The organism is Streptomyces sp. L7 (assembly GCF_050990935.1).
Classification (GTDB): Bacteria; Actinomycetota; Actinomycetes; order Actinomycetales; family Microbacteriaceae; genus Leifsonia.
The window spans coordinates 3239156-3256759 of record NZ_CP194644.1 but is presented as its reverse complement, the minus strand read 5'-3'; the positions used below and the strand labels follow the sequence as shown (position 1 = coordinate 3256759).

20 protein-coding genes are annotated in these 17604 nt (G+C 70.0%); 11 read left to right on the top strand and 9 right to left on the bottom strand.

Features of this window, described 5'->3' with window-relative positions; genetic code table 11:
* The first annotated feature begins 98 nt into the window (after nucleotides 1-98).
* Nucleotides 99-890 carry a phosphatase PAP2 family protein gene (locus ACR5MH_RS16550; RefSeq protein WP_433861959.1) on the top strand — a complete coding sequence of 264 codons (792 nt, stop codon included), beginning with the start codon at nucleotides 99-101 and terminating at the stop codon, nucleotides 888-890.
* Nucleotides 891-968: 78 nt separating this feature from the next.
* On the opposite strand, the gene ACR5MH_RS16545 is transcribed toward ACR5MH_RS16550, so the two are convergent.
* A complete protein-coding gene (locus tag ACR5MH_RS16545; RefSeq protein WP_431348183.1) occupies nucleotides 969-1565 on the bottom strand; it encodes a TetR/AcrR family transcriptional regulator in 597 nt (198 codons plus the stop codon).
* Between the two features lie 123 nt (nucleotides 1566-1688).
* Here ACR5MH_RS16545 and ACR5MH_RS16540 point away from each other — a divergent pair, with 123 nt between their 5' ends.
* The 7 genes from ACR5MH_RS16540 to ACR5MH_RS16510 all read left to right on the top strand — a co-directional run bounded on the left by ACR5MH_RS16540 (nucleotide 1689) and on the right by ACR5MH_RS16510 (nucleotide 7034).
* Nucleotides 1689-2582 carry a carbon-nitrogen hydrolase family protein gene (locus ACR5MH_RS16540; RefSeq protein WP_431348182.1) on the top strand — a complete coding sequence of 298 codons (894 nt, stop codon included), beginning with the start codon at nucleotides 1689-1691 and terminating at the stop codon, nucleotides 2580-2582.
* Nucleotides 2579-3115 (top strand): APC family permease, encoded by a 537-nt coding sequence (locus ACR5MH_RS16535; protein ID WP_433861958.1) that lies wholly within the window; start codon nucleotides 2579-2581, stop codon nucleotides 3113-3115. Before ACR5MH_RS16540 ends, ACR5MH_RS16535 begins: the two co-directional genes overlap by 4 nt.
* Before the next feature lie 38 nt (nucleotides 3116-3153).
* Nucleotides 3154-3945: an APC family permease gene (locus ACR5MH_RS16530; RefSeq protein ID WP_433861957.1), complete on the top strand. Its 792-nt coding sequence runs from the start codon at nucleotides 3154-3156 to the stop codon at nucleotides 3943-3945.
* A 143-nt stretch (nucleotides 3946-4088) separates the two neighbouring features.
* Nucleotides 4089-4826, top strand: a complete 738-nt coding sequence (locus ACR5MH_RS16525; protein WP_431348180.1) for a hypothetical protein — start codon at nucleotides 4089-4091, stop codon at nucleotides 4824-4826.
* Nucleotides 4823-5239, top strand: coding sequence for a phage holin family protein (locus ACR5MH_RS16520; RefSeq protein ID WP_431348179.1), 417 nt, complete (start codon nucleotides 4823-4825; stop codon nucleotides 5237-5239). Before ACR5MH_RS16525 ends, ACR5MH_RS16520 begins: the two co-directional genes overlap by 4 nt.
* A complete protein-coding gene (locus ACR5MH_RS16515) occupies nucleotides 5236-5838 on the top strand; it encodes a DUF3618 domain-containing protein (protein WP_431348178.1) in 603 nt (200 codons plus the stop codon). The genes ACR5MH_RS16520 and ACR5MH_RS16515 overlap by 4 nt, the downstream gene beginning before the upstream one ends.
* Nucleotides 5839-5948: 110 nt before the next feature.
* A complete protein-coding gene (locus ACR5MH_RS16510; protein ID WP_431348177.1) occupies nucleotides 5949-7034 on the top strand; it encodes a YihY/virulence factor BrkB family protein in 1086 nt (361 codons plus the stop codon).
* A gap of 114 nt (nucleotides 7035-7148) precedes the next feature.
* Here ACR5MH_RS16510 and ACR5MH_RS16505 read toward each other — a convergent pair whose 3' ends face one another.
* On the bottom strand, nucleotides 7149-8072 hold the full coding sequence (locus tag ACR5MH_RS16505) for a helix-turn-helix domain-containing protein (RefSeq protein ID WP_431348176.1): 924 nt from the start codon (nucleotides 8070-8072) through the stop codon (nucleotides 7149-7151).
* A 155-nt stretch (nucleotides 8073-8227) separates the two neighbouring features.
* Between ACR5MH_RS16505 and ACR5MH_RS16500 the strand changes: the two genes are divergently transcribed.
* Nucleotides 8228-9322, top strand: coding sequence for a GNAT family N-acetyltransferase (locus ACR5MH_RS16500; RefSeq protein WP_431348175.1), 1095 nt, complete (start codon nucleotides 8228-8230; stop codon nucleotides 9320-9322).
* Between the two features lie 95 nt (nucleotides 9323-9417).
* Here ACR5MH_RS16500 and ACR5MH_RS16495 read toward each other — a convergent pair whose 3' ends face one another.
* From ACR5MH_RS16495 to ACR5MH_RS16485, 3 genes are read right to left on the bottom strand one after another with little or no spacing between them, the layout of a single operon-like run.
* Entirely contained in the window at nucleotides 9418-10119 is a 702-nt protein-coding gene (locus ACR5MH_RS16495) for a response regulator (RefSeq protein ID WP_431348174.1), read from the bottom strand.
* A complete protein-coding gene (locus ACR5MH_RS16490; RefSeq protein ID WP_433861956.1) occupies nucleotides 10116-10844 on the bottom strand; it encodes a sensor histidine kinase in 729 nt (242 codons plus the stop codon). The genes ACR5MH_RS16495 and ACR5MH_RS16490 overlap by 4 nt, the downstream gene beginning before the upstream one ends.
* Nucleotides 10841-11386: a hypothetical protein gene (locus ACR5MH_RS16485; RefSeq protein ID WP_433861955.1), complete on the bottom strand. Its 546-nt coding sequence runs from the start codon at nucleotides 11384-11386 to the stop codon at nucleotides 10841-10843. Before ACR5MH_RS16485 ends, ACR5MH_RS16490 begins: the two co-directional genes overlap by 4 nt.
* A gap of 145 nt (nucleotides 11387-11531) precedes the next feature.
* Between ACR5MH_RS16485 and ACR5MH_RS16480 the strand changes: the two genes are divergently transcribed.
* Both ACR5MH_RS16480 and ACR5MH_RS16475 read left to right on the top strand, forming a co-directional pair.
* Nucleotides 11532-12980: a cation:dicarboxylate symporter family transporter gene (locus tag ACR5MH_RS16480; RefSeq protein WP_433861954.1), complete on the top strand. Its 1449-nt coding sequence runs from the start codon at nucleotides 11532-11534 to the stop codon at nucleotides 12978-12980.
* Between the two features lie 127 nt (nucleotides 12981-13107).
* Nucleotides 13108-13485, top strand: a complete 378-nt coding sequence (locus tag ACR5MH_RS16475) for a VOC family protein (protein WP_431348172.1) — start codon at nucleotides 13108-13110, stop codon at nucleotides 13483-13485.
* Nucleotides 13486-13548: 63 nt separating this feature from the next.
* Here ACR5MH_RS16475 and ACR5MH_RS16470 read toward each other — a convergent pair whose 3' ends face one another.
* The 4 genes from ACR5MH_RS16470 to ACR5MH_RS16455 form a co-directional block, all read right to left on the bottom strand.
* A complete protein-coding gene (locus ACR5MH_RS16470) occupies nucleotides 13549-13962 on the bottom strand; it encodes an arsenate reductase ArsC (RefSeq protein ID WP_431348171.1) in 414 nt (137 codons plus the stop codon).
* Between the two features lie 55 nt (nucleotides 13963-14017).
* On the bottom strand, nucleotides 14018-14929 hold the full coding sequence (locus ACR5MH_RS16465) for a metalloregulator ArsR/SmtB family transcription factor (protein ID WP_431348170.1): 912 nt from the start codon (nucleotides 14927-14929) through the stop codon (nucleotides 14018-14020).
* 151 nt (nucleotides 14930-15080) lie between these two features.
* The gene (locus tag ACR5MH_RS16460; RefSeq protein WP_431348169.1) at nucleotides 15081-16103 is read right to left on the bottom strand and encodes a DUF6454 family protein; all 1023 of its coding nucleotides are present in this window, start codon (nucleotides 16101-16103) and stop codon (nucleotides 15081-15083) included.
* A 154-nt stretch (nucleotides 16104-16257) separates the two neighbouring features.
* Nucleotides 16258-17556, bottom strand: a complete 1299-nt coding sequence (locus tag ACR5MH_RS16455) for an NAD(P)/FAD-dependent oxidoreductase (protein WP_431348168.1) — start codon at nucleotides 17554-17556, stop codon at nucleotides 16258-16260.
* Between the last annotated feature and the right edge of the window lie 48 nt (nucleotides 17557-17604).

Here is a 17604-nt window from a genome sequence, read left to right as displayed (position 1 = left end):
CCGGTGCGAGGCACGGAACGGGTCGCCGGGCAAGGCCTGGAATGCGCGCGGCTCCCCGCCTACCGTTCTCAGTCGGATCGATGAAGGAGCCCAACCCCGTGACCGAGAACATGAGCACGGCGCCTCGCAGCCGACGGCGAACGTGGAGCGACCTGCACCAGAAGTTCGTCGTGGAAGAGCGATATCTGCCCGCCGAGACGCGCCGGAGGCTGTACGTGACCTCCGGAGTGCTGATCGCGGTCGGCCTCACCGCGTTCCTGATCCTGCTGGTGAACGTGGTGACCCATACGGGCTTCGAGCGCCTCGACCTCCCGGTCGAGCGGTGGTTCGACGCCCAGCGCACGCCCGAGCTGACGGGCTTCATGATCGTGCTGGCGATCGTCTTCGGGCCCATCGCGATGCCCATCATCGTGCTCGTCACGGTGGTGATCTGGGCCGTGACGGCGCGCCACGCGTGGCGACCGATCCTGCTCGCGGCCGGCATGCTCGTCGGGGTCGGGCTCGCCGAGATCCTCGCCCCGATCGTGCAGCACCCCCGCCCGCCGATCGGACTCATGCTGTTCGGACCCGATCACACGTTCTCGTTCCCCTCGGGGCACGTGCTCGGCACCTCCGACTTCCTCCTCATCCTCGCCTTCCTGGTCGCCAGTCGCGTCCAGCGGAGAGGATTCACGGTCGTCGCACTCGTGGTGGCGATCGCCGGCATCGCGCTGCAGGTGGTCAGCAGGCTCTACCTGGGGTACCACTGGATCAGCGACACGACCTCCTCGGTCGTCTTGTCGCTGGCCGTCCTCGGCGCGGTCATCGCGATCGACACCCGCCGCACGGTGCGCGTGGAAGGCGAACGCGTGCAGGGGGAGCTGTCGCAGAAGCAGGTGCACGGCACCTGAGCGACGCGCATCATGTGCGTCGGCGGCGTCTACGGGGTGTGGCTCACGGTGACCTGCGGCTGAGGGACGACGCCCGTCCTACCCGACGGGCACGATCATGACGCCCGCATAGCCGAGCAGCCACTCCTCCTCCGTCGCCGGGTCGAGCTCGCCGACGAGGACGTCCACTCCGAAGCCTTCCTCGAGCGCGACGAAGCCCCGCGCCAGCACCTCCGCGGGCTGCCGGAGCCGGAAGCGCCCCGACGCCTCGCAGTCGCGGAGCACCCGTTCGTAGAGGGCGGCCTGCCGGGCGATCAGCGCCACGTGCTCCGCGGCAGCCGCGTCGTTGCGCAGCACGATCGGGGTGAGCTCGTAGAGCAGCCGGCTCGTCTCCTCGGCGTGACCCGGCCACGGGATGCCCGACCGGATGCACGCCTCGAGCTTGTCCTCGAGCGAGCCGGCGGCCTCCACGTGCGCTTCGCGTTGCGCGATGTACTCCTCGCCGCCCTGAGCGAAGGCGGCGGTGTAGAGCTCACGGACATCGGGGTAGTAGTAGAGGACGGACGCCGAGGTGAGGCCCGCCTCCTCGGCGATGTCCGCCAGGCGGAGACCGCTGGCTCCGTGCCGGAGCACGGCCGTGGAGGCGGCCGCGATGAGCTGGTCTCGTCGCTTGGTCTGTTCCTTCGGCCGGGCCATACGTCGATCGTCGCACACCACGCCTCCCGTCGATCGCCCGCTTGACATCGGGGAGTTAATTACATAAATTTCGTTTAATTTATTCGTCGCCCCCTCGCGGGGCCCAGCGGAATCCGGTTAACGATGACCCGACCCCTCTCACTGGCACTGGTGCAAGCACCGGCGGCCCCGCACCACGACGTGGACGCCTTCGCTGTCCACCTCGACCAGCTCACCCGCTCGCACCCGGAGGCGCACCTCTTCGTCTACCCGGAGCTGCACCTCGCCGACGCCGGGGCGGAGACCCCCACCGACCCGATCGAGCGCATGGAGTCGCTGGCGCAGCCGCTCGACGGTCCCCTCGACCGCGAGCTCGCGCAGGTCGCCGGCGACCTCGGCGTCTGGCTGATCCCCGGCAGCTTCTACGAGCGCGGCCCGGACGGCCTGATCTACAACACGGCGACGGCCTACTCCCCGGAGGGACGCCGGGTGGCGGCCTACCGCAAGATCTTCCCGTGGCGTCCGTACGAGAAGGCCGCCTCCGGCTCCGAGTTCGTGGTGTTCGACATGGCCGGCCACGGCAGGATCGGGCTCTCGATCTGCTACGACGCGTGGTTCCCGGAGAGTAGCCGCCACCTCGCCTGGATGGGCGCCGAGCTCATCGTCAACGTCGTCCGCACCCCCACGGCCGACCGAGCTCAGGAGGTGACGATCGCGAAAGCGAACGCGATCGTGAACCAGGTCTTCGTCGCCAGCGTGAACGCCGCCTCCCCGGACGGTCTCGGCCGCAGCCTCCTCGCCGACCCGCAGGGGCGCGTCCGCGTCGAGTCGTCGAGCTCCGAGTCGACCGTGCTCACCGACACCATCGACCTCGACGAGGTCGGGATGGTCCGCAGCTTCGGGACCGCGGGCGTGACGCGGCCGTGGAGTCAGTTCGCCGACGACAACGCCTCGATCCCCCTCCCGCTCTACGACGGCCGCATCTCGTCGTCGCACTGGAGTCCGTGCACCGCGATCCTCGAGGAGGTCGGCGCATGAGCTCGGCTCCCCACCTGACAGCCAAGCTGTCCCTCTCCTCCATCGTGCTGTTCGGCGTCGCGTACATGTCGCCGGCCATCGTCATGCTCACCTTCGGCGTGATCGCCGGCGCGAGCAACGGCACCTCCCCGACGTCGTACATCATCGCGGCGGCGGCGATGTCGCTCACCGCGCTGAGCTACGGCGGCATGGCACGGCTCTACCCGGCGTCGGGTTCGGCCTACACCTATGCCCGCAAGACGATCGGGGCGAACGTGGGCTTCCTGGTCGGCTGGGCCATCCTGCTCGACTACTTCTTCCTGCCGATGGTGGCGTGGCTGATCCAGTCCGTCTACCTCAACGCCCAGTTCCCGTCCGTGCCGGTCTGGGTCTGGCTCATCGTCAACATCGTGGTCACCACGGTCGTCAACGGGCTCGGCATCGTGCTCGCCGACCGCGTGAACAAGACGCTCATGACGCTCACCGGGCTGGGCATCGCCGCCTTCGTCGTCCTCTGCATCGGTCACCTGACCGGCTCCACGTCGCGTCGCTGAGCGCGCCGCTGTGGAACTCCGGCAGCACGATCGCCGCGGTGTCGGCCGGCGCGGCGATCGCCGCGTACTCGTTCCTCGGTTTCGACGCGATCAGCACGCTGAGCGAGGAGACCGTGAACCCGGAGCACAACATCCCTCGCGGCATCTTCCTCGCCGTGGTGATCGGCGGCGTGATCTTCGTGGTCGTCTCCTACGTGATGCAGCTGGTGCACCCGGGCGGCCAGTTCAAGGACCCGTCCACGGCCTCGTATGCGATGTCCGTGCTCGTCGGCGGCCCGGTGTTCGCGAACATCGTGAACCTGGTCGTGATCGTCGGCGGCTTCGCGTCGGCGATGGCCATCCAGGCCAGTACGAGCCGCCTGATGTATGTGATGGGGCGCGACGGCGTGCTGCCCCGGCGGTTCTTCGGCCGGCTCAGCGAGCGTTTCCAGACGCCGCTGCTGAACCTGATCCTGATCGGGGCGGTGGCGATGTTCGGACTCGGGCTCTCGCTCGACACCGCGACGTCGTTCATCAACTTCGGCGCCTTCCTCACCTTCACGATGGTGAACGTCTGCGTGATCGTCCACTTCGTCCGGCTGCGCCGCAACCGCGAGCGCCCGTCGATCGCGAAGTTCGCCGTCCTCCCTGCCCTCGGCGCGCTGGTCGACCTGTACCTTCTGACGCAGCTGGGGCCGATCGCGCTGTACCTCGGGATCGGCTGGCTGGTCATCGGCGTGATCTACCTCGCCGTGCTGACACGCGGCTTCCGCCGCCCGGCGCCCGAGATGCGCGTGGAGGAGACGGACGCGGGCGACCCCCACCCGGAAGCGACCGTCGCACGGGACTGACCCCGGCGCACCTGGGGGATATGGAGCCGCGACGCCCCTCCATATCCCCCGCTCGCGGCCCTGTGTCAATCCGCTGACACCCTCGGTCCTCTCGTGGCTGTATGGACGCCACCACAGTCCACGAGCGAAAAGGAGAGCCGAGTATGACGAACTCGGAGGACGAATTCGGCGGAACGCCGGTGTTCGACAGCACACGCCAGACCGCCGGCACGCCGGGGACCTATCGCGGCCCCGCCGCGCAGAGCATGGCCACCACGGGCACCATCGCCGGGCCGGCCGACGACACGAGCAAGACGGACGTCGCCAAGGACGAAGCTGCACGCGTAGCCGACTCGGCGAAAGACGCGGTCGCGGACGTCGCGAGCGTCGCCAAGGAGGAGGCGCGGGAGGTCGCGCACGAGACCAAGGCGCACGCGAAGGACCTCTACCGCCAGACCCAGGCGGAACTGCGCGAGCAGGCCGCGATCCAGCAGCAGCGCGTGGCCGACGGCCTCCGGAACATCGGCGACGAACTGCAGCAGATGGCCTCGTCGTCGCAGCAGCAGGGCGTCGCCAGCGACATCGTCGGCCAGGCGGCCGACCGCACGCACTCCGTCGCGCGCTGGCTCGACGAGCGCGACCCGGGCTCGCTGCTGCGGGAGGTCAAGTCGTACGCCCGCCGCAGCCCCGGCACCTTCATCGCCGCCGCCGCCCTTACGGGCGTGCTCGCCGGCCGCCTCACCCGGGCGCTCGCGTCCGGGGACGACGCGGGCGGCACCGGAGCGCACACGAGCGGCGCGCCGACCACGGGCGCGCCCACCACCGCACTGCCGTCCACCGCTCTGCCGCACACGGCGCCGGACGACACCACCGGCGGCCTCCGCCCTGGAGGCTCCCTGTGACCGACCAGCCCACTCCCTCGGAGCGGCGGGCGGAACGCGAATCCCTGGGCGACCTGCTCGCCGAGGTCAGTCGTGACCTGTCCACGCTCGTCCGGCAGGAGGTCGAGCTCGCCAAGGCAGAGCTCCGGGAGACCGCGACACGCACCGGGAAGGGCGCCGGGCTGCTCGGCGGCGCCGGCTACGCCGCACTGATGGCCGTGTTCTTCCTGTCCATCGCGCTCTGGTGGGCGCTGGGCTACCTGATGGGCAACGCCTGGTCCGGGGTGGTCGTGGCGATCATCTGGGCCGTCATCGCGCTGATCCTGTACCTGATCGGCCGCAACCAGCTCAAGGCGGTGAAGGGGATGCCGCAGACCGTCGAGACGGTCAAAGAGTTCCCCGAGACTCTGAAACGAAACGGAGAGAACCGATGACCGACGACCCCGACGTGATCCGCGCCGAAATCGAGAACACCCGCCGCAACCTGAGCGGCGACGTCGACGCCCTGGCCGACAAGGTCACCCCGAGCAAGATCGCCGATCGGCAGAAGCGCAAGGTGAAGGGAGCGTTCCACTCCTTCACCGAGCGCATCATGGGCTCCGACGACGAGTACTACGACGGGCACACGCACCGCTCCGTCGCCGCGCGGACCGGCGACGCCCTCGACGACGCGAAGGACGCCACGGCCGACGCCGGCCGCCGCGTGGTCGCCAAGGCGGAGGGCAACCCGGTCGCGGTCGGGCTGATCGCCTTCGGCGTCGGCCTCCTGGCAGCCTCCCTGATCCCCGCCAGCGACAAGGAGCAGGAACTCGCCGCCAAGGCCAAGGACGCCGCGCAGCCGATGCTGCAGGAGGCCGCGGAGGTCGGCAAGGAGATCGCGAACGACCTCAAGCAGCCGGCCCAGGAGGCGGTGGAGGCCGTCACGGAGACCGCGCAGGAGTCCGTCGAGACGGTCAGGGCCGAGGCCACCGACCGCGCCGGCGACGTCGCGGACGACGCCAAAGCGGCAGGACAGCGCGTACAGGACGCGTGACCGGCGGGCGGGACGACGGCGCGGCGCAGGCTTCGGCCGGCGCCGCGCCGTTCCCGTCCCCCGACCGGAACCAGGACCGAACGACACCCGAACCCAGAAGGAGCGACCTGATGAGCGACGACGACATCGGAGCCAGCCAGCGTCTGGCCGACGCACCCTCCCCCGACGACCCCCGCAAACCGGACAGCCCGCCCCAGCTGCACCGCAGCTCGTGGAAGATCGTGCTCAAACGGACGATGCGCGAGTTCCGCAACGACACCTGCACCGACATCGCCGCCTCCCTCACGTACTACGCGGTCCTCTCGCTTTTCCCGGGACTTCTGGCGCTCGTTTCGTTGCTGGGCGTCTTCGGCCAGGGCACGTCTGCGACCGCCCAACTCCTCGGCATCCTGAAGCAGGTCGCGCCCGGCGACACCGCCAAGCTCCTGCAGGGCCCGCTCGAGAACGCCGCGCACTCACCCGCGTCGGGCATCGCGCTCGTGCTCGGCATCGTCCTCGCGATCTGGTCGGCATCGGGCTACATCGGCGCGTTCTCCCGCGCCATGAACCGCATCTACGAGATCGACGAGGGCCGGCCGTTCTGGAAGCTGAAGCCGCAGCAACTGCTGGTCACGGTGATCTCGCTCGTCCTCGTGGCGGTCGTCGCGCTCATGCTCGTGGTGTCCGGCCCGGTCACGAAGGCCGTCGGCCACGCGCTCGGGCTCGGCTCGACACCGCAGACGGTGTGGGAGATCGTCAAGTGGCCGGTGATGCTCGTGGTCGTCATCGTCATCATCGCCGTGCTCTACTACTTCGCGCCGAACACGCGGCAGCCGAAGTTCCGGTGGATCAGCCTGGGGGCGATCGTCGCCATCCTGGTCCTCGCCGTCGCGACGCTGCTGTTCGGGCTGTATGTGGCGACGTTCGCGAACTATTCCCGCACGTACGGCCCGCTCGCCGGAGTGATCGTCTTCCTGCTGTGGGTGTGGATCGCGAACATCGCCCTCCTGTTCGGCGCGGAGCTCGACGCGGAGATCGAGCGCGGCCGCGAACTGCAGGCCGGGATGGCGGCCGAGGAGACCATCCAGCTGCCGCCGCGCGACACCCGACTGAGCGAGAAGTCGCTCGAGAAGGAGGAGGCGCTCACGGCCGAGTCGGTGAAGCTGCGGGAGGACTCCGCCGACGAATCTCCAGAGCGACCGCGCGGGGGTGGCTGAGCATGACGAGGCGCGGGGCGCCCGGCGCCCTCCACGACCCGGCCGCCCCCGCTCACGCGTGTCACGCCCTGCCCGACGCCTCCGTTTCGAGGTGATGCAGGCGATGATCGTCCGTCACACGCCCTCGACCGCCCCGTAGAGAGCGCGGTACGCACGCCGGAACCGGTCCTCCGACGCGAATCCCCACCGGGCCGCCAGGGCTGCATCGCTCAAGCCGGGCTCGCCCATCCGGTCCGTCCGGGCGGCCGAGAGCCGGGCACGGCGGAGGTACGTGCCCGCGCCGGTGCCCGTGCGCGACCGGAAGGCCGCATTCAGCGTATGGATGTCCGCCCCTGCTGCGGCGGCGACGTCGCCGAGGGTGATCGGCAAGGACAGGCACTCGTCGATGAAGCGCTTCGCCCGCTGGTAGACGGCGGTCTCGCCGCGCCGCGTCACGCGCGCGCGGCCGCCGTCCCGTTCCAGCGGGAACGTCTCGAGCGCGCCGGCGGCGAGCTGGTGGAACAGACTCGCGCGGACCAGCGGGTTCTCGATCATCCCGGACCGCACGAACTCGGACGCGACCTGGAGGGTCTGCAGCATGGCGAGGCTGCGCTGCGGGTCGATGGGCCGAGGCGAGTCGAAGACCGGGTCGATGCGGTCGTCCGCATAGATCTGGCAGGCGACCTCCCTCAGCCGCTCGGGGGTGATGTAGACGTTGACGATCGTCAGGTCGTCACCGTGACCGAACAGCTCGTGCCCCGGCCGGGACAGGAACGGTGTCGCATAGCCGGAGTCGCGGTCGCCGTCGATCTCCCACCGGTAGTCGCCGGAGAAGACGCCGTGGACGCCGAACTGGTCGAACTCGCCGTCCGACTGCCACTCCCCGTCGATGCGGTACACGCCGACGGCGACGCCGTCGTCACCGGCCTGATTCACCCGGAACGAGAAGTCCGACCCCGGATCGCGCGAGAACGCGAAGCGTCCGCCCGCCTCGCGCAGCAGTGCGTCGGCCTCCGCCGGGTCGCCCGTGCTGCTCTGCACGCGCCTGAGAGGGTCCACATCGGGAACAGTACTCCCGGGAGGTCGACGCAGCCATCGGCGCTTGTCCTCGAGGCCGTGGATATGGAATGCTCGACCCCGTGATCCTCTAGCAGCGAGCCTTTCCTCCCCACGACCGTGGGTGAGTCGATCGACCCTGCACACGAAGAGGTTCCATGTCTACGTCAGAGAACACCACCACCGTCACCGGCTTCACCATCGAGCCGCTCGTCGTCCCCGTGAGCGTCGACGCCGCGGATGCCGCGGACTTCATCGGCTTCGCCACGGTGCGCAGCGCCGTCGAGGCGGAGCAGCGCGGCCACGTCGGCGAGGTCATGACCGCCGCCGAGCTGCTGCCGGACTGGAGGGACGAGTCGAGGCCGATGGCCGGATTCGTCGCGAAGGTCGGCGGCCGCGTCGTCGCCCGGGCGAACCTGGCGCTGCCGGTCGGCGCGCCGGAATGCTGGGGCGCGGTCTCCGTCCTCCCGGAGTTCCGCGGCCGCGGCATCGGCTCGGCGCTGTACGCCCGCCTGGAGGAGTTGGCGCGGGACGCCGGCCGCATCACCATCCAGAACCAGTCGACCTACCCGGCGGGCGTCGGCGGCGAGGCGATTCCCGCGCCCACGGGCTTCGGGTCGGTGCCGATCGGCCTCCCGTCGACCCGGTTCCTGCGCCGCCAGGGGTTCTCGCTCGAACAGGTCGGGCGCATCAGCGCTCTGCCGCTGCCCGTCGACCCCGACGTGTTCTCCGCCCGTCTCGCCGAGGCGGTCACCGCGGCCGCCGGCTACCGGACGGTCTCCTGGCAGGGCCGCACGCCCGAGGAGTGGGTGGAGTCCATCGCGCACCTGCGTACCCGGATGAGCTCCGACGCCCCCAACGCCGGGATCGAGCTGACCGACGTCTGGACGGCCGACCGTGTCCGCGCCGTCGACGACCTCTGGGCGGAGAGCCCGCGCGTCGCACTGACGTCGATCGTGGTCCACGAGTCGACAGGACAGGCCGTCGGGTTCACGGAGCTCGACGTGTCCAGCGAGTCCGACCGGCCGGCGGAGCAGATGGACACCCTGGTGCTGCGCGAGCACCGCGGACACCGCCTCGGGATGCTGCTGAAGCTCGCCAACCTCCGTGAGCTGACCATCCGATTCCCCGGGTGCGCGACTGTGGAGACCGTCAACGCGGAGGAGAACCGGCCGATGCTCGAGGTGAACGACGCGATCGGCTTCGCGGCGGCCTGCTTCTCGGCGCGCTGGCGGAAGCGCATCGGCGGGTAGCCGGCGGCGCAGAGTCAGTCGTCATCGAAGTCGACGGCGCCGCCGCGCAGCGCCGTCGACGGCCGTGACGATCAGTCGCACGGCGGCGACGGCGATCACGATGGCGGGCGCGAGAAGTCGCGCCAGCGGTACTCCGTCTCCGGCCGGCCCGGCGTCCCGTACCGCGGCTCCCGGCTCACGCGTCCCGCTTCGGCCAGGTATTCGAGGTAGCGGCGCGCGGCGACGCGCGACATCCCGAGCAGCGACGCCGTCTCCGCCGCCGAGAGCGCGCCACGCAGGCGCACCGTCTCGCGGATGCGCTCCAACGTGTCCGGGGAGAGGCCCTTCGGCAGCGCAGAGGCGACGGACGGGCGCCGCGACCCGAGGAGGGCGTCGATCTCCTCCTGGGTGGCCGAGCCCGCCGCGGCGCGGGTCCGCTCGTGGTGCTCCCGGTACTGTTCCAGCCGCTCGCGGAAGACCGCGCCCGAGAACGGCTTCACCAGATACTGCACGACGCCGAGCGCAGCCATCTGGTGCACCATCTCGGCGTCCCGGACCGCCGTGATGGCGATGACGTCGACGTCGGAGCCGCGGGCGCGCAGGTGCCGCAGCACGTCGAGTCCCGTGCCGTCCGGCATCGTCACGTCGAGCAGGACGAGGTCGATCGGACGGTCCGGCCGGCGCTCCGTGAGGGCGGCGACCGCGGCCCGCGCTCCGGTGCACTCGCCGACGACCTCGAAGCCGTCGAGGCGCTCCACGTAGCGGCGGTGGAGTTCGAGGGTGAGTGCTTCGTCCTCGACCAGGAGGACGCCGATCACCGTTCCTCCCGAGCGGGGAGGTGCACCCGGAAGGTGGTCGGGGCGGAGCTCAGCTCGATGGACCCTCCGGCCGCGGCCACAATGGCCCGCACGAGTGTCAGTCCGACGCCGCGGCCGACCGTGTCCGTCGGCTTCGTCGAGTAGCCGGACTCGTAGATGCGCTCCCGCAGCCGCTCCGGGACACCCGCTCCGCTGTCCGAGACGTCGAGCAGGATGCCGTCGTCCGCGGCCGGCCGCAGGCGCAGCCGCACCCAGCGCGGCTCCGGGCCTGCGGCGGCGGCGTCGAGGGCGTTGTCGATGAGGTTGCCGACGAGCGAGACGGCGTCCACCGGGTTGAGCGGGGTCCGCGGCGCGCGGGGGTCGAGGTCGGCCTCCCAGTCGACGCCGCGCTCGGCCGCCTGCGCCGCCTTCCCGAGCAGCAGCGCGCCGACGGTGGGATCGCCGGCCCGCGCCGCCGTGACCTGGTCGACGAGCGCCTGGCTCTGCCGGGCCGTCTCGGTCAGGATCTGGACAGCCTCCTCGGTCCGGCCGAGCTCGATGAGCGAGACCGCGGTGTGCATCCGGTTGTCGTGCTCGTGGTTCTGCGCACGCAACGCCTCGCCGAGGGTACGCACCGACTCGTAGGAGGAGACCGCGTCGCGCACGTCGCGCGCCGGGAGGTCCCCCGTCACCCGCCGGGTGACCCACCGCACGACGAGGGCGCCGGTGACCCCTACTCCGATCACTGCGAGAGCGATGCCGATCGCGAGCGGCAGGCGGGGAGCAGCGCGCCGCCGATGCTCTGGACCGTGACACCGGTGGCGACCCAGCCCACGACGCGTCCGTCGGCGGTGACCGGGGCGATCGTGCGGATGGAGGGCCCGAGCGTTCCCGTGTACTGCTCGGTCACTGTGACGGGGACCGCCGGGATGCTGCCGATGTAGTGCTTGCCGATCTGCGCCGGGTCGGGATGCGTGACGCGGATGCCCGATGCCGTCATGATCGTGATGAAGTCGACTCCGGTGTTCCGCGTCACCTGCAGGCTGAACGGCTGCAGCGCGGCCGTCGCCTCTCGTGCACTCGACTGCAGCGCCGAGCGGACCCCCGGCGTCGCGGCCAGCGTCTCGGAGACGGAGCGCGTCTCGCGCTCGGCCTCGGCCTGCGCGGACCGCTGGGCGTCGAGCGCGAGCAGCACCGCTGTCAGCACGCCGGCGAGGAGCACGACGCCGATCAGGACCGCGAACACGCGCGACGCGGCACTGCGCACCGTCCGTCGTCGTCGACCCATACTCCCCAGCGTGCCAGACATCGCCGCGAACCGTCCGAGACCAATACGACCGCAACCCCCGCGCGACGTCCAGTCGGGGCGATGCTGGGCCGACCGCCCGCCGGACCCGGCGGGGACGAACAGCGACGTTCTTCAGGAGACGACGATGGCACTCTCGACCCGCACCACCTCCTTCCGGCTGCCGGGCTACAACTGGCGGCGCGGGAAGCGCGCTTGGGACAAGCACACCTGGCTGTACCTGGCGGTGATCGCCGCGGTCGTGCTCGGCGCGATCGTCGGCCTGGTCTGGCCCGAGGCAGGAGTAGCGCTCAAGCCGCTCGGCGCGGGCTTCGTGGCGCTGATCCACATGATGATCGCGCCGATCATCTTCTGCACGATCGTCGTGGGCGTCGGGTCGATCGCGAAAGCGGCCACGGTCGGCAAGGTCGGCGGCCTCGCGCTCGTGTACTTCCTCATCATGTCGAGCGTGGCGCTGGCCATCGGGCTGGTGGTCGGCAACCTCATCCACCCCGGTGCGGGCCTGGACATGGCGAAGTCGACCTACAAGGCGACGGGGGAGGCCACCTCGACCTCCGACTTCGTGCTCGGCATCATCCCGACCTCGTTCTTCTCTGCCTTCACCGAGGGCAGCGTTCTCCAGGTGCTGTTCATCGCGCTCCTGGTCGGCTTCGCTGTGCAGAAGATGGGACGCACCGGCGAGGGCATCATGAACGCGGTCAAGCACCTCCAGTCGCTGGTGTTCCGCATCCTCGGGATGATCCTCTGGCTGGCGCCGATCGGAGCGTTCGGGGCGATCGCGGCCGTGGTGGGCGCCACCGGCGTCTCGGCGATCTGGAACCTCGGGCTCCTCATGGTCGCCTTCTACATCACCTGCGGACTGTTCGTCGTCGGCGTGCTGGGAGCCCTGCTCTACGCGGTGGCCCGCGTCAACATCTTCCGCCTGATCGGCTACCTGGGCCGCGAGTACCTGCTCATCGTCGGCACGTCGTCGTCGGAGTCCGCCCTCCCCCGCCTGATGGCCAAGCTCGAGCACCTCGGCGTCTCCAAGCCCGTGGTCGGCATCACCGTGCCGACGGGCTACTCGTTCAACCTGGACGGCACCGCGATCTACCTGACCATGGCCTCCCTCTTCATCGCGACCGGGATGGGCCAGCCGATGTCGATCGGCGAGCAGATCGGCCTGCTGGTCTTCATGATCATCGCCTCGAAGGGCGCGGCCGGCGTCACGGGAGCCGGCCTGGCCACCCTCGCCGGCGGCCTCCAGGCCTACCGCCCGGACCTGGTGAACGGTGTGGGCGTCATCGTCGGAATCGACCGCTTCATGTCCGAGGGCCGCGCCCTGACGAACTTCACCGGCAACGCGGTCGCGGCCGTGCTCATCGGCCGCTGGACCCGGCAGTTCGACGCCGATCGCGCCCGCCAGGTGCTGCGCGGCGAGCTGGCGTTCGACGAGACGACGCTCAGCGGCGACGGGCACGGGATGTCGGCGGACACGGCCGCGGTCGGGACGGCGGCGCTGGGCGAAGCGGCGCTCGCCGAGGCTGCGGCGAAGGAGGAGCGCGCGCGGCAGCGGGAGGCCGGCGTGCTCCGGTGACGGGTGGCCGGGGGCGACCGCGGTCGGGCACGGCACGCGCCCCCGGCTCGCGGTCACCCCTCGCAGGCGTGACGCGTCGGCGACCGGGGGACTGGCGCCGGCGCTCGACTGACCGGATACTGAGCGCGTGGAGATTCTGCAGGTCGCTCAGCACGCCGACGACCTCGACCGTGCCGCGAAGTTCTACGAGAACCTGCTCGAGGAGGCGCCGGCCGCCCGCTTCGACCCGCCGGGCCTGCTGTTCTTCAACATCGGCATCGGCCGCCTCCTCCTGGAGAAGGGCGCCCCGTCGGCGCTGGTCTACCTCCAGGTGGACGATGTGGCCGAGACGGTGGAGCGGCTGCGAGGCGACGGCGTCAGGGTGGTCACCGAGCCCCACGTGATCTTCACCCACCACGACGACACGATCGGCCCCGCCGGAAACGACGAGTGGATGGCCTTCATCGAAGACAGCGAAGGGAACACCGTCGGCCTGGTGAGCTACGAGCCGCGGCACGACCCGTGAGCTCGAGCGATCCGAATCGCTCGAGACGGGGCTACAGCTTCGTTTCGTCGACGATCATGTTCGTCAGACTGCTGCGGGCAACAGCTCCGCGAGCAGGTTCTGGACGCGCTGCTTGATGTCGTCGCGGATCGGGCGGACCTCCTCGGCCGGGCGGCCGGCCGGGTCGGTGAGGTCCCAGTCCTCGTAGCGCTTTCCGGGGAAGATCGGGCAGGTGTCGCCGCAGCCCATCGTGATGACCACGTCGGACTCCTCGACCGCGTCGATCGTGAGGACCTTCGGCTGCTCGTCCGCGATGTCGATGCCCTCCTCGGACATGACCTGCACAGCGACCGGGTTGACCTGGTCCTTCGGCTCGGAGCCGGCGGAGAGGACTTCGACGCGGCCTCCGGAGAGTTCGCGCATGAACCCGGCGGCCATCTGGGAGCGGCCGGCGTTGTGGATGCAGACGAACAGGACGGTGGGCGTGGTGTCGGTCATGGCGGGACCCGCTTTCTCTCGTACACGAAAGCATAGATACTTGTCTATGGTTTGGCTAGTTCGCGGCGACCGTGTTCACACGCCGTTCTGCCTCGATCCGGGCCAGGAGCTCGCGGACGCGCCCTTCGATGTCGTCGCGGATCTCGCGCACCTTCGCCAGCGGCTGACCGACCGGGTCGGGGATGTCCCAGTCGAGGTATTCGCGGCCGGGGTAGATCGGGCACGCGTCGCCGCAGCCCATGGTGATCACGTAGTCCGCTGCGCGAACCGCCTCGTCGGTGAGCGGCTTGGGGAACTCGCCGCCGAGCGGGGTGCCGACCTCATCGAGCACGGCGACGATCGTGGAGCGGACCGCATCGGCGGGCTCGGAGCCTGCGGTCCGGACGACGACGCGGTCGCCGGCGAGCTGGCGCAGGATCGCCGAGGCCAACTGGGATCGGCCCGCGTTCTGCACGCACACGAACAGCACCTCCGGCACACCCGCCCGGTCTCCGTTCGCCCGGAGCAGGGCATCGAGGCGGGAGACCGCGAACGCGCTGGTCAGCGACGCCCGGTTCTTGCGCCCGTCGAGGCGGTCGTGGCTGTCGCGCACGTACCGCTCGACGCTCTCCCGGGCGAAGACCCCGCGGTAGCGGGCGGCGAGATCTTCGACGATCCGATCGACGGCGGCCGCCTGGTCCGCCGGGCTGTCTGCGCGGACGAGTTCGGCGACACGGTCGAGCTGATCGCTCGTGATCGAGTACCAGGCGGTGCGGCCCTCCTGAGCCCGCTCGACCACTCCCTCCTCGCGCAGCAGCCTGAGGTGATGCGAGACCGTCGGCTGCCGCAGTCCGAGCGTCTCGGCGAGGCGGGTCACGGAGCCGCGACCGTCGGGTGCGTCGAGGAGAAGACGGAGGATGTGGGCGCGCGTCGGGTCGCTGATGCGCTTCACACTGCGCAGCGCGTCCGATTCCGGCACCCCACCCATAGACGCAAGTCTATGCACGCGGGGTGCCGGGACGGCATTCGGTGCGGGAGCGAACGGTTCAGCGAGTCACCACTGGTGTCCACACACCGGGACCCCCGGTCCCGTGAGATCCGGGGGTCCCGGTTGCGATCAGGAGATCGCCGGAACGACGCTACTTCGTGGGCGCCGGCACGACGGTCGCCTGGTAAGTGATGATCTCGGTCCCGTTGCCCTCTTCTCCGTTGTCCGGTGCGACGCGCATGGTGAGACGTGCGCCGTCCGCGGACATCTTGAAGGGATTGCGGGTCGCGACATGACCGGCGGTGGACCAGTGCTGGAAGGGCACGTCCCGCTGGACTTCATGGCTGGGGATGTCGATCAGCGCGAAGCCGCCCAATTCGTAGGTGCGGGACGCGCCGCCCGCCGCCTCGGTCTGGGGCAGGTTCGCGACGCCGCCGCAGATCATCTTGGACGTCGCCGCGTACTGGCAGTCCTGGTAGTCGATGAAGAAGTCCGGGTTCGACCAACTCGAGATCTCATTGCCGCCCAGTGTCCAGGACACGAAACGTCGCGATCCCCAGGTGTTGCCCACCAGGTGACCCGTCCGCTTGTCGAACACGATGCCCCCGAAGTGGTCCTTCACCTCGAACTGCTTGTGAACAGCGAGGGTGGAAGCGTCCACGCGATAGATGATCGCGCTGCTGTCGGGGCGGTACTGCGCGACCGGAACCCACACGTTCGTACCGTCGAAGTCGATTCCGCCCGGGTGGTACATGTCGCCCTCGCCGAGGATGATGTCCTTCTGGAGGTGTCCAGCGGTGTCCATCACGAACAGGTGGCCGATGCCCTTTCCGGGGGTGCGATCGTACCCGTTCTGGGGCGAGGCGTATTTGACCGTCGGTTCGATGATCTGGACGGCGCTGAGGAAGATGTGGTCCTTGCTGAAGGCCATCCCCTCGGTGTGATAGGTCGGGAAGTTCAGCTTGATCCGGCCGGTCTCGGTCCACACGGTGGAGCGGTCGACGGCATTCACATCGGCGACGAGGTCGCTTGCGCCGGTTGCGGGGTCGGTTGTGCTTTCGCCGTCAGCATGTGCCGCGCTCGCGGGCCCGACGGTCGGTCCTGCGAGGATCGCACCGATGGCTGCCGTGGCGAGCAGCGTCGCACCGGCGGTGAGTCGAAGTCTGGTTCTCATGGAACGCATTCGGGGTCTGCCTCTCTTTTGGGGGACGGACCGGTACCCTAAGCGCGCCAGGTGAACCGCTTCGCGCTTCGCGGTGAACATCCGGGCTCGACCCGCCGGGGGCCTTCCCAGTGGAACGAGGGCGGCGTGGCGGATGGATCTCGCGCTACGCTGCTCGGCTCACGTCCGGGAGCGGCACATCGGTGTCGCGCAACTCGTCCAGGCGCAGTGGGGTGCCGGCGGCGACGAGTGCCTTGATGTCGTCGTTGACGTCCCAGACGTTCACGTTCATACCCGCGACCACGCGGGAGTCGCGGACCCAGAAGGCGATGAACTCGCCCGTGGCCGGGTCGCCTCGGTAGACGAGTTCGGCGTCGCGGGTGAGCGGTGCGAAACCGGCGTACTCCATCCCGAGGTCGAACTGGTCGGTGTAGAAGTACGGGACGGCGTCGTGCACCGACGGTTTCCCGAGCATGGCCTTCGCCGCCGCCGCGCCACCGTCGATGGCGTTCGCCCAGTGCTCGCTGCGCAGCCGCCGGTCGATGAGCGGGTGCAGGGCGTTCGCGATATCACCAGCAGCGAAGACCGCTGGGGCGCTTGTGCGGAGGGCCGGGTCGGCCAGGACTCCGTTGTCGACGGCGAGTCCCGCAGCCTGGGCCAGCTCGACCGCGGGGACGGCTCCTACTCCGACGAGGACCAGATCGGCCGGGAAGACCTGGCCGTCGGCCAGCCGGACACCGGTGGCGCGGCCGTCGGCGCCGACGATGGCCTCCACATTCACGGACGTCCGGATGTCGACACCGTGCTGTTCGTGCAGGGCGGCGAAGAATCGGCCCAGGTCGTCTCCGAGCGCGACGGCGAGCGGGATCGGGTCCCGTTCGAGGATCGTGACGTCGTTCCCGAGGGTGCGCGCGGTCGCAGCGACCTCCATTCCGATCCAGCCCGATCCGATGAGTACCAGCCGCATGCCGCCACCGCTCAAGCTCGCGCGCAGACGGTCGCTGTCATCCACCGTGCGCAGGGAGAGCACCCCATCCAGATCGGCACCCGGGATCGGCAGCCGGCGCGGGACGGAGCCTGTCGCCAGCAGCGCGCGATCGAACCGGTATCGCCGCCCCGCCTCCGTGGTGACCGCCCCGCTCGGGTCGAGCTCGCCGATCCGCGTTCCGAGGTGCAACTCGACGTCGTTATCGCGGTACCAGGACGGCTCGAGCACGTCGATGCTGGAGCGCTCGTCGTCACCTGCCAGGTATCCCTTGGAGAGCGGAGGACGCACGTAAGGGGCGTGCTGCTCGGCGCCGAACAACCGGAGGCGGCCGTCGTAGCCCTCCTCCCGCAAGGTCTTGGCGGCGGTCGCACCCGCGAGCGCCGCCCCTACGATCACGATGTCATCGATCGTGTTCCGAGGCCCTTCGACCGGCTGTAACACCGGCTCCCGGCCGTCGCCTTCGCTCATCAGTGACATGGTCGCCTCCTCGATATTCCGAGCGTAGAAACGACCGCTTCTTTTGTC

Bases quoted from the DNA above. Each gene is read 5' to 3' on its own strand.
- ACR5MH_RS16525 (WP_431348180.1), top strand. From the start codon at position 4,089: ATGACGAACTCGGAGGACGAATTCGGCGGAACGCCGGTGTTCGACAGC.
- ACR5MH_RS16480 (WP_433861954.1), top strand. From the start codon at position 11,532: ATGGCACTCTCGACCCGCACCACCTCCTTCCGGCTGCCGGGCTACAAC.
- ACR5MH_RS16485 (WP_433861955.1), bottom strand. From the start codon at position 11,386: ATGGGTCGACGACGACGGACGGTGCGCAGTGCCGCGTCGCGCGTGTTC.
- ACR5MH_RS16535 (WP_433861958.1), top strand. From the start codon at position 2,579: ATGAGCTCGGCTCCCCACCTGACAGCCAAGCTGTCCCTCTCCTCCATC.
- ACR5MH_RS16465 (WP_431348170.1), bottom strand. From the start codon at position 14,929: ATGGGTGGGGTGCCGGAATCGGACGCGCTGCGCAGTGTGAAGCGCATC.
- ACR5MH_RS16515 (WP_431348178.1), top strand. From the start codon at position 5,236: ATGACCGACGACCCCGACGTGATCCGCGCCGAAATCGAGAACACCCGC.
- ACR5MH_RS16455 (WP_431348168.1), bottom strand. From the start codon at position 17,556: ATGTCACTGATGAGCGAAGGCGACGGCCGGGAGCCGGTGTTACAGCCG.
- ACR5MH_RS16470 (WP_431348171.1), bottom strand. From the start codon at position 13,962: ATGACCGACACCACGCCCACCGTCCTGTTCGTCTGCATCCACAACGCC.
- ACR5MH_RS16540 (WP_431348182.1), top strand. From the start codon at position 1,689: ATGACCCGACCCCTCTCACTGGCACTGGTGCAAGCACCGGCGGCCCCG.
- ACR5MH_RS16500 (WP_431348175.1), top strand. From the start codon at position 8,228: ATGTCTACGTCAGAGAACACCACCACCGTCACCGGCTTCACCATCGAG.
- ACR5MH_RS16545 (WP_431348183.1), bottom strand. From the start codon at position 1,565: ATGGCCCGGCCGAAGGAACAGACCAAGCGACGAGACCAGCTCATCGCG.
- ACR5MH_RS16510 (WP_431348177.1), top strand. From the start codon at position 5,949: ATGAGCGACGACGACATCGGAGCCAGCCAGCGTCTGGCCGACGCACCC.
- ACR5MH_RS16460 (WP_431348169.1), bottom strand. From the start codon at position 16,103: ATGAGAACCAGACTTCGACTCACCGCCGGTGCGACGCTGCTCGCCACG.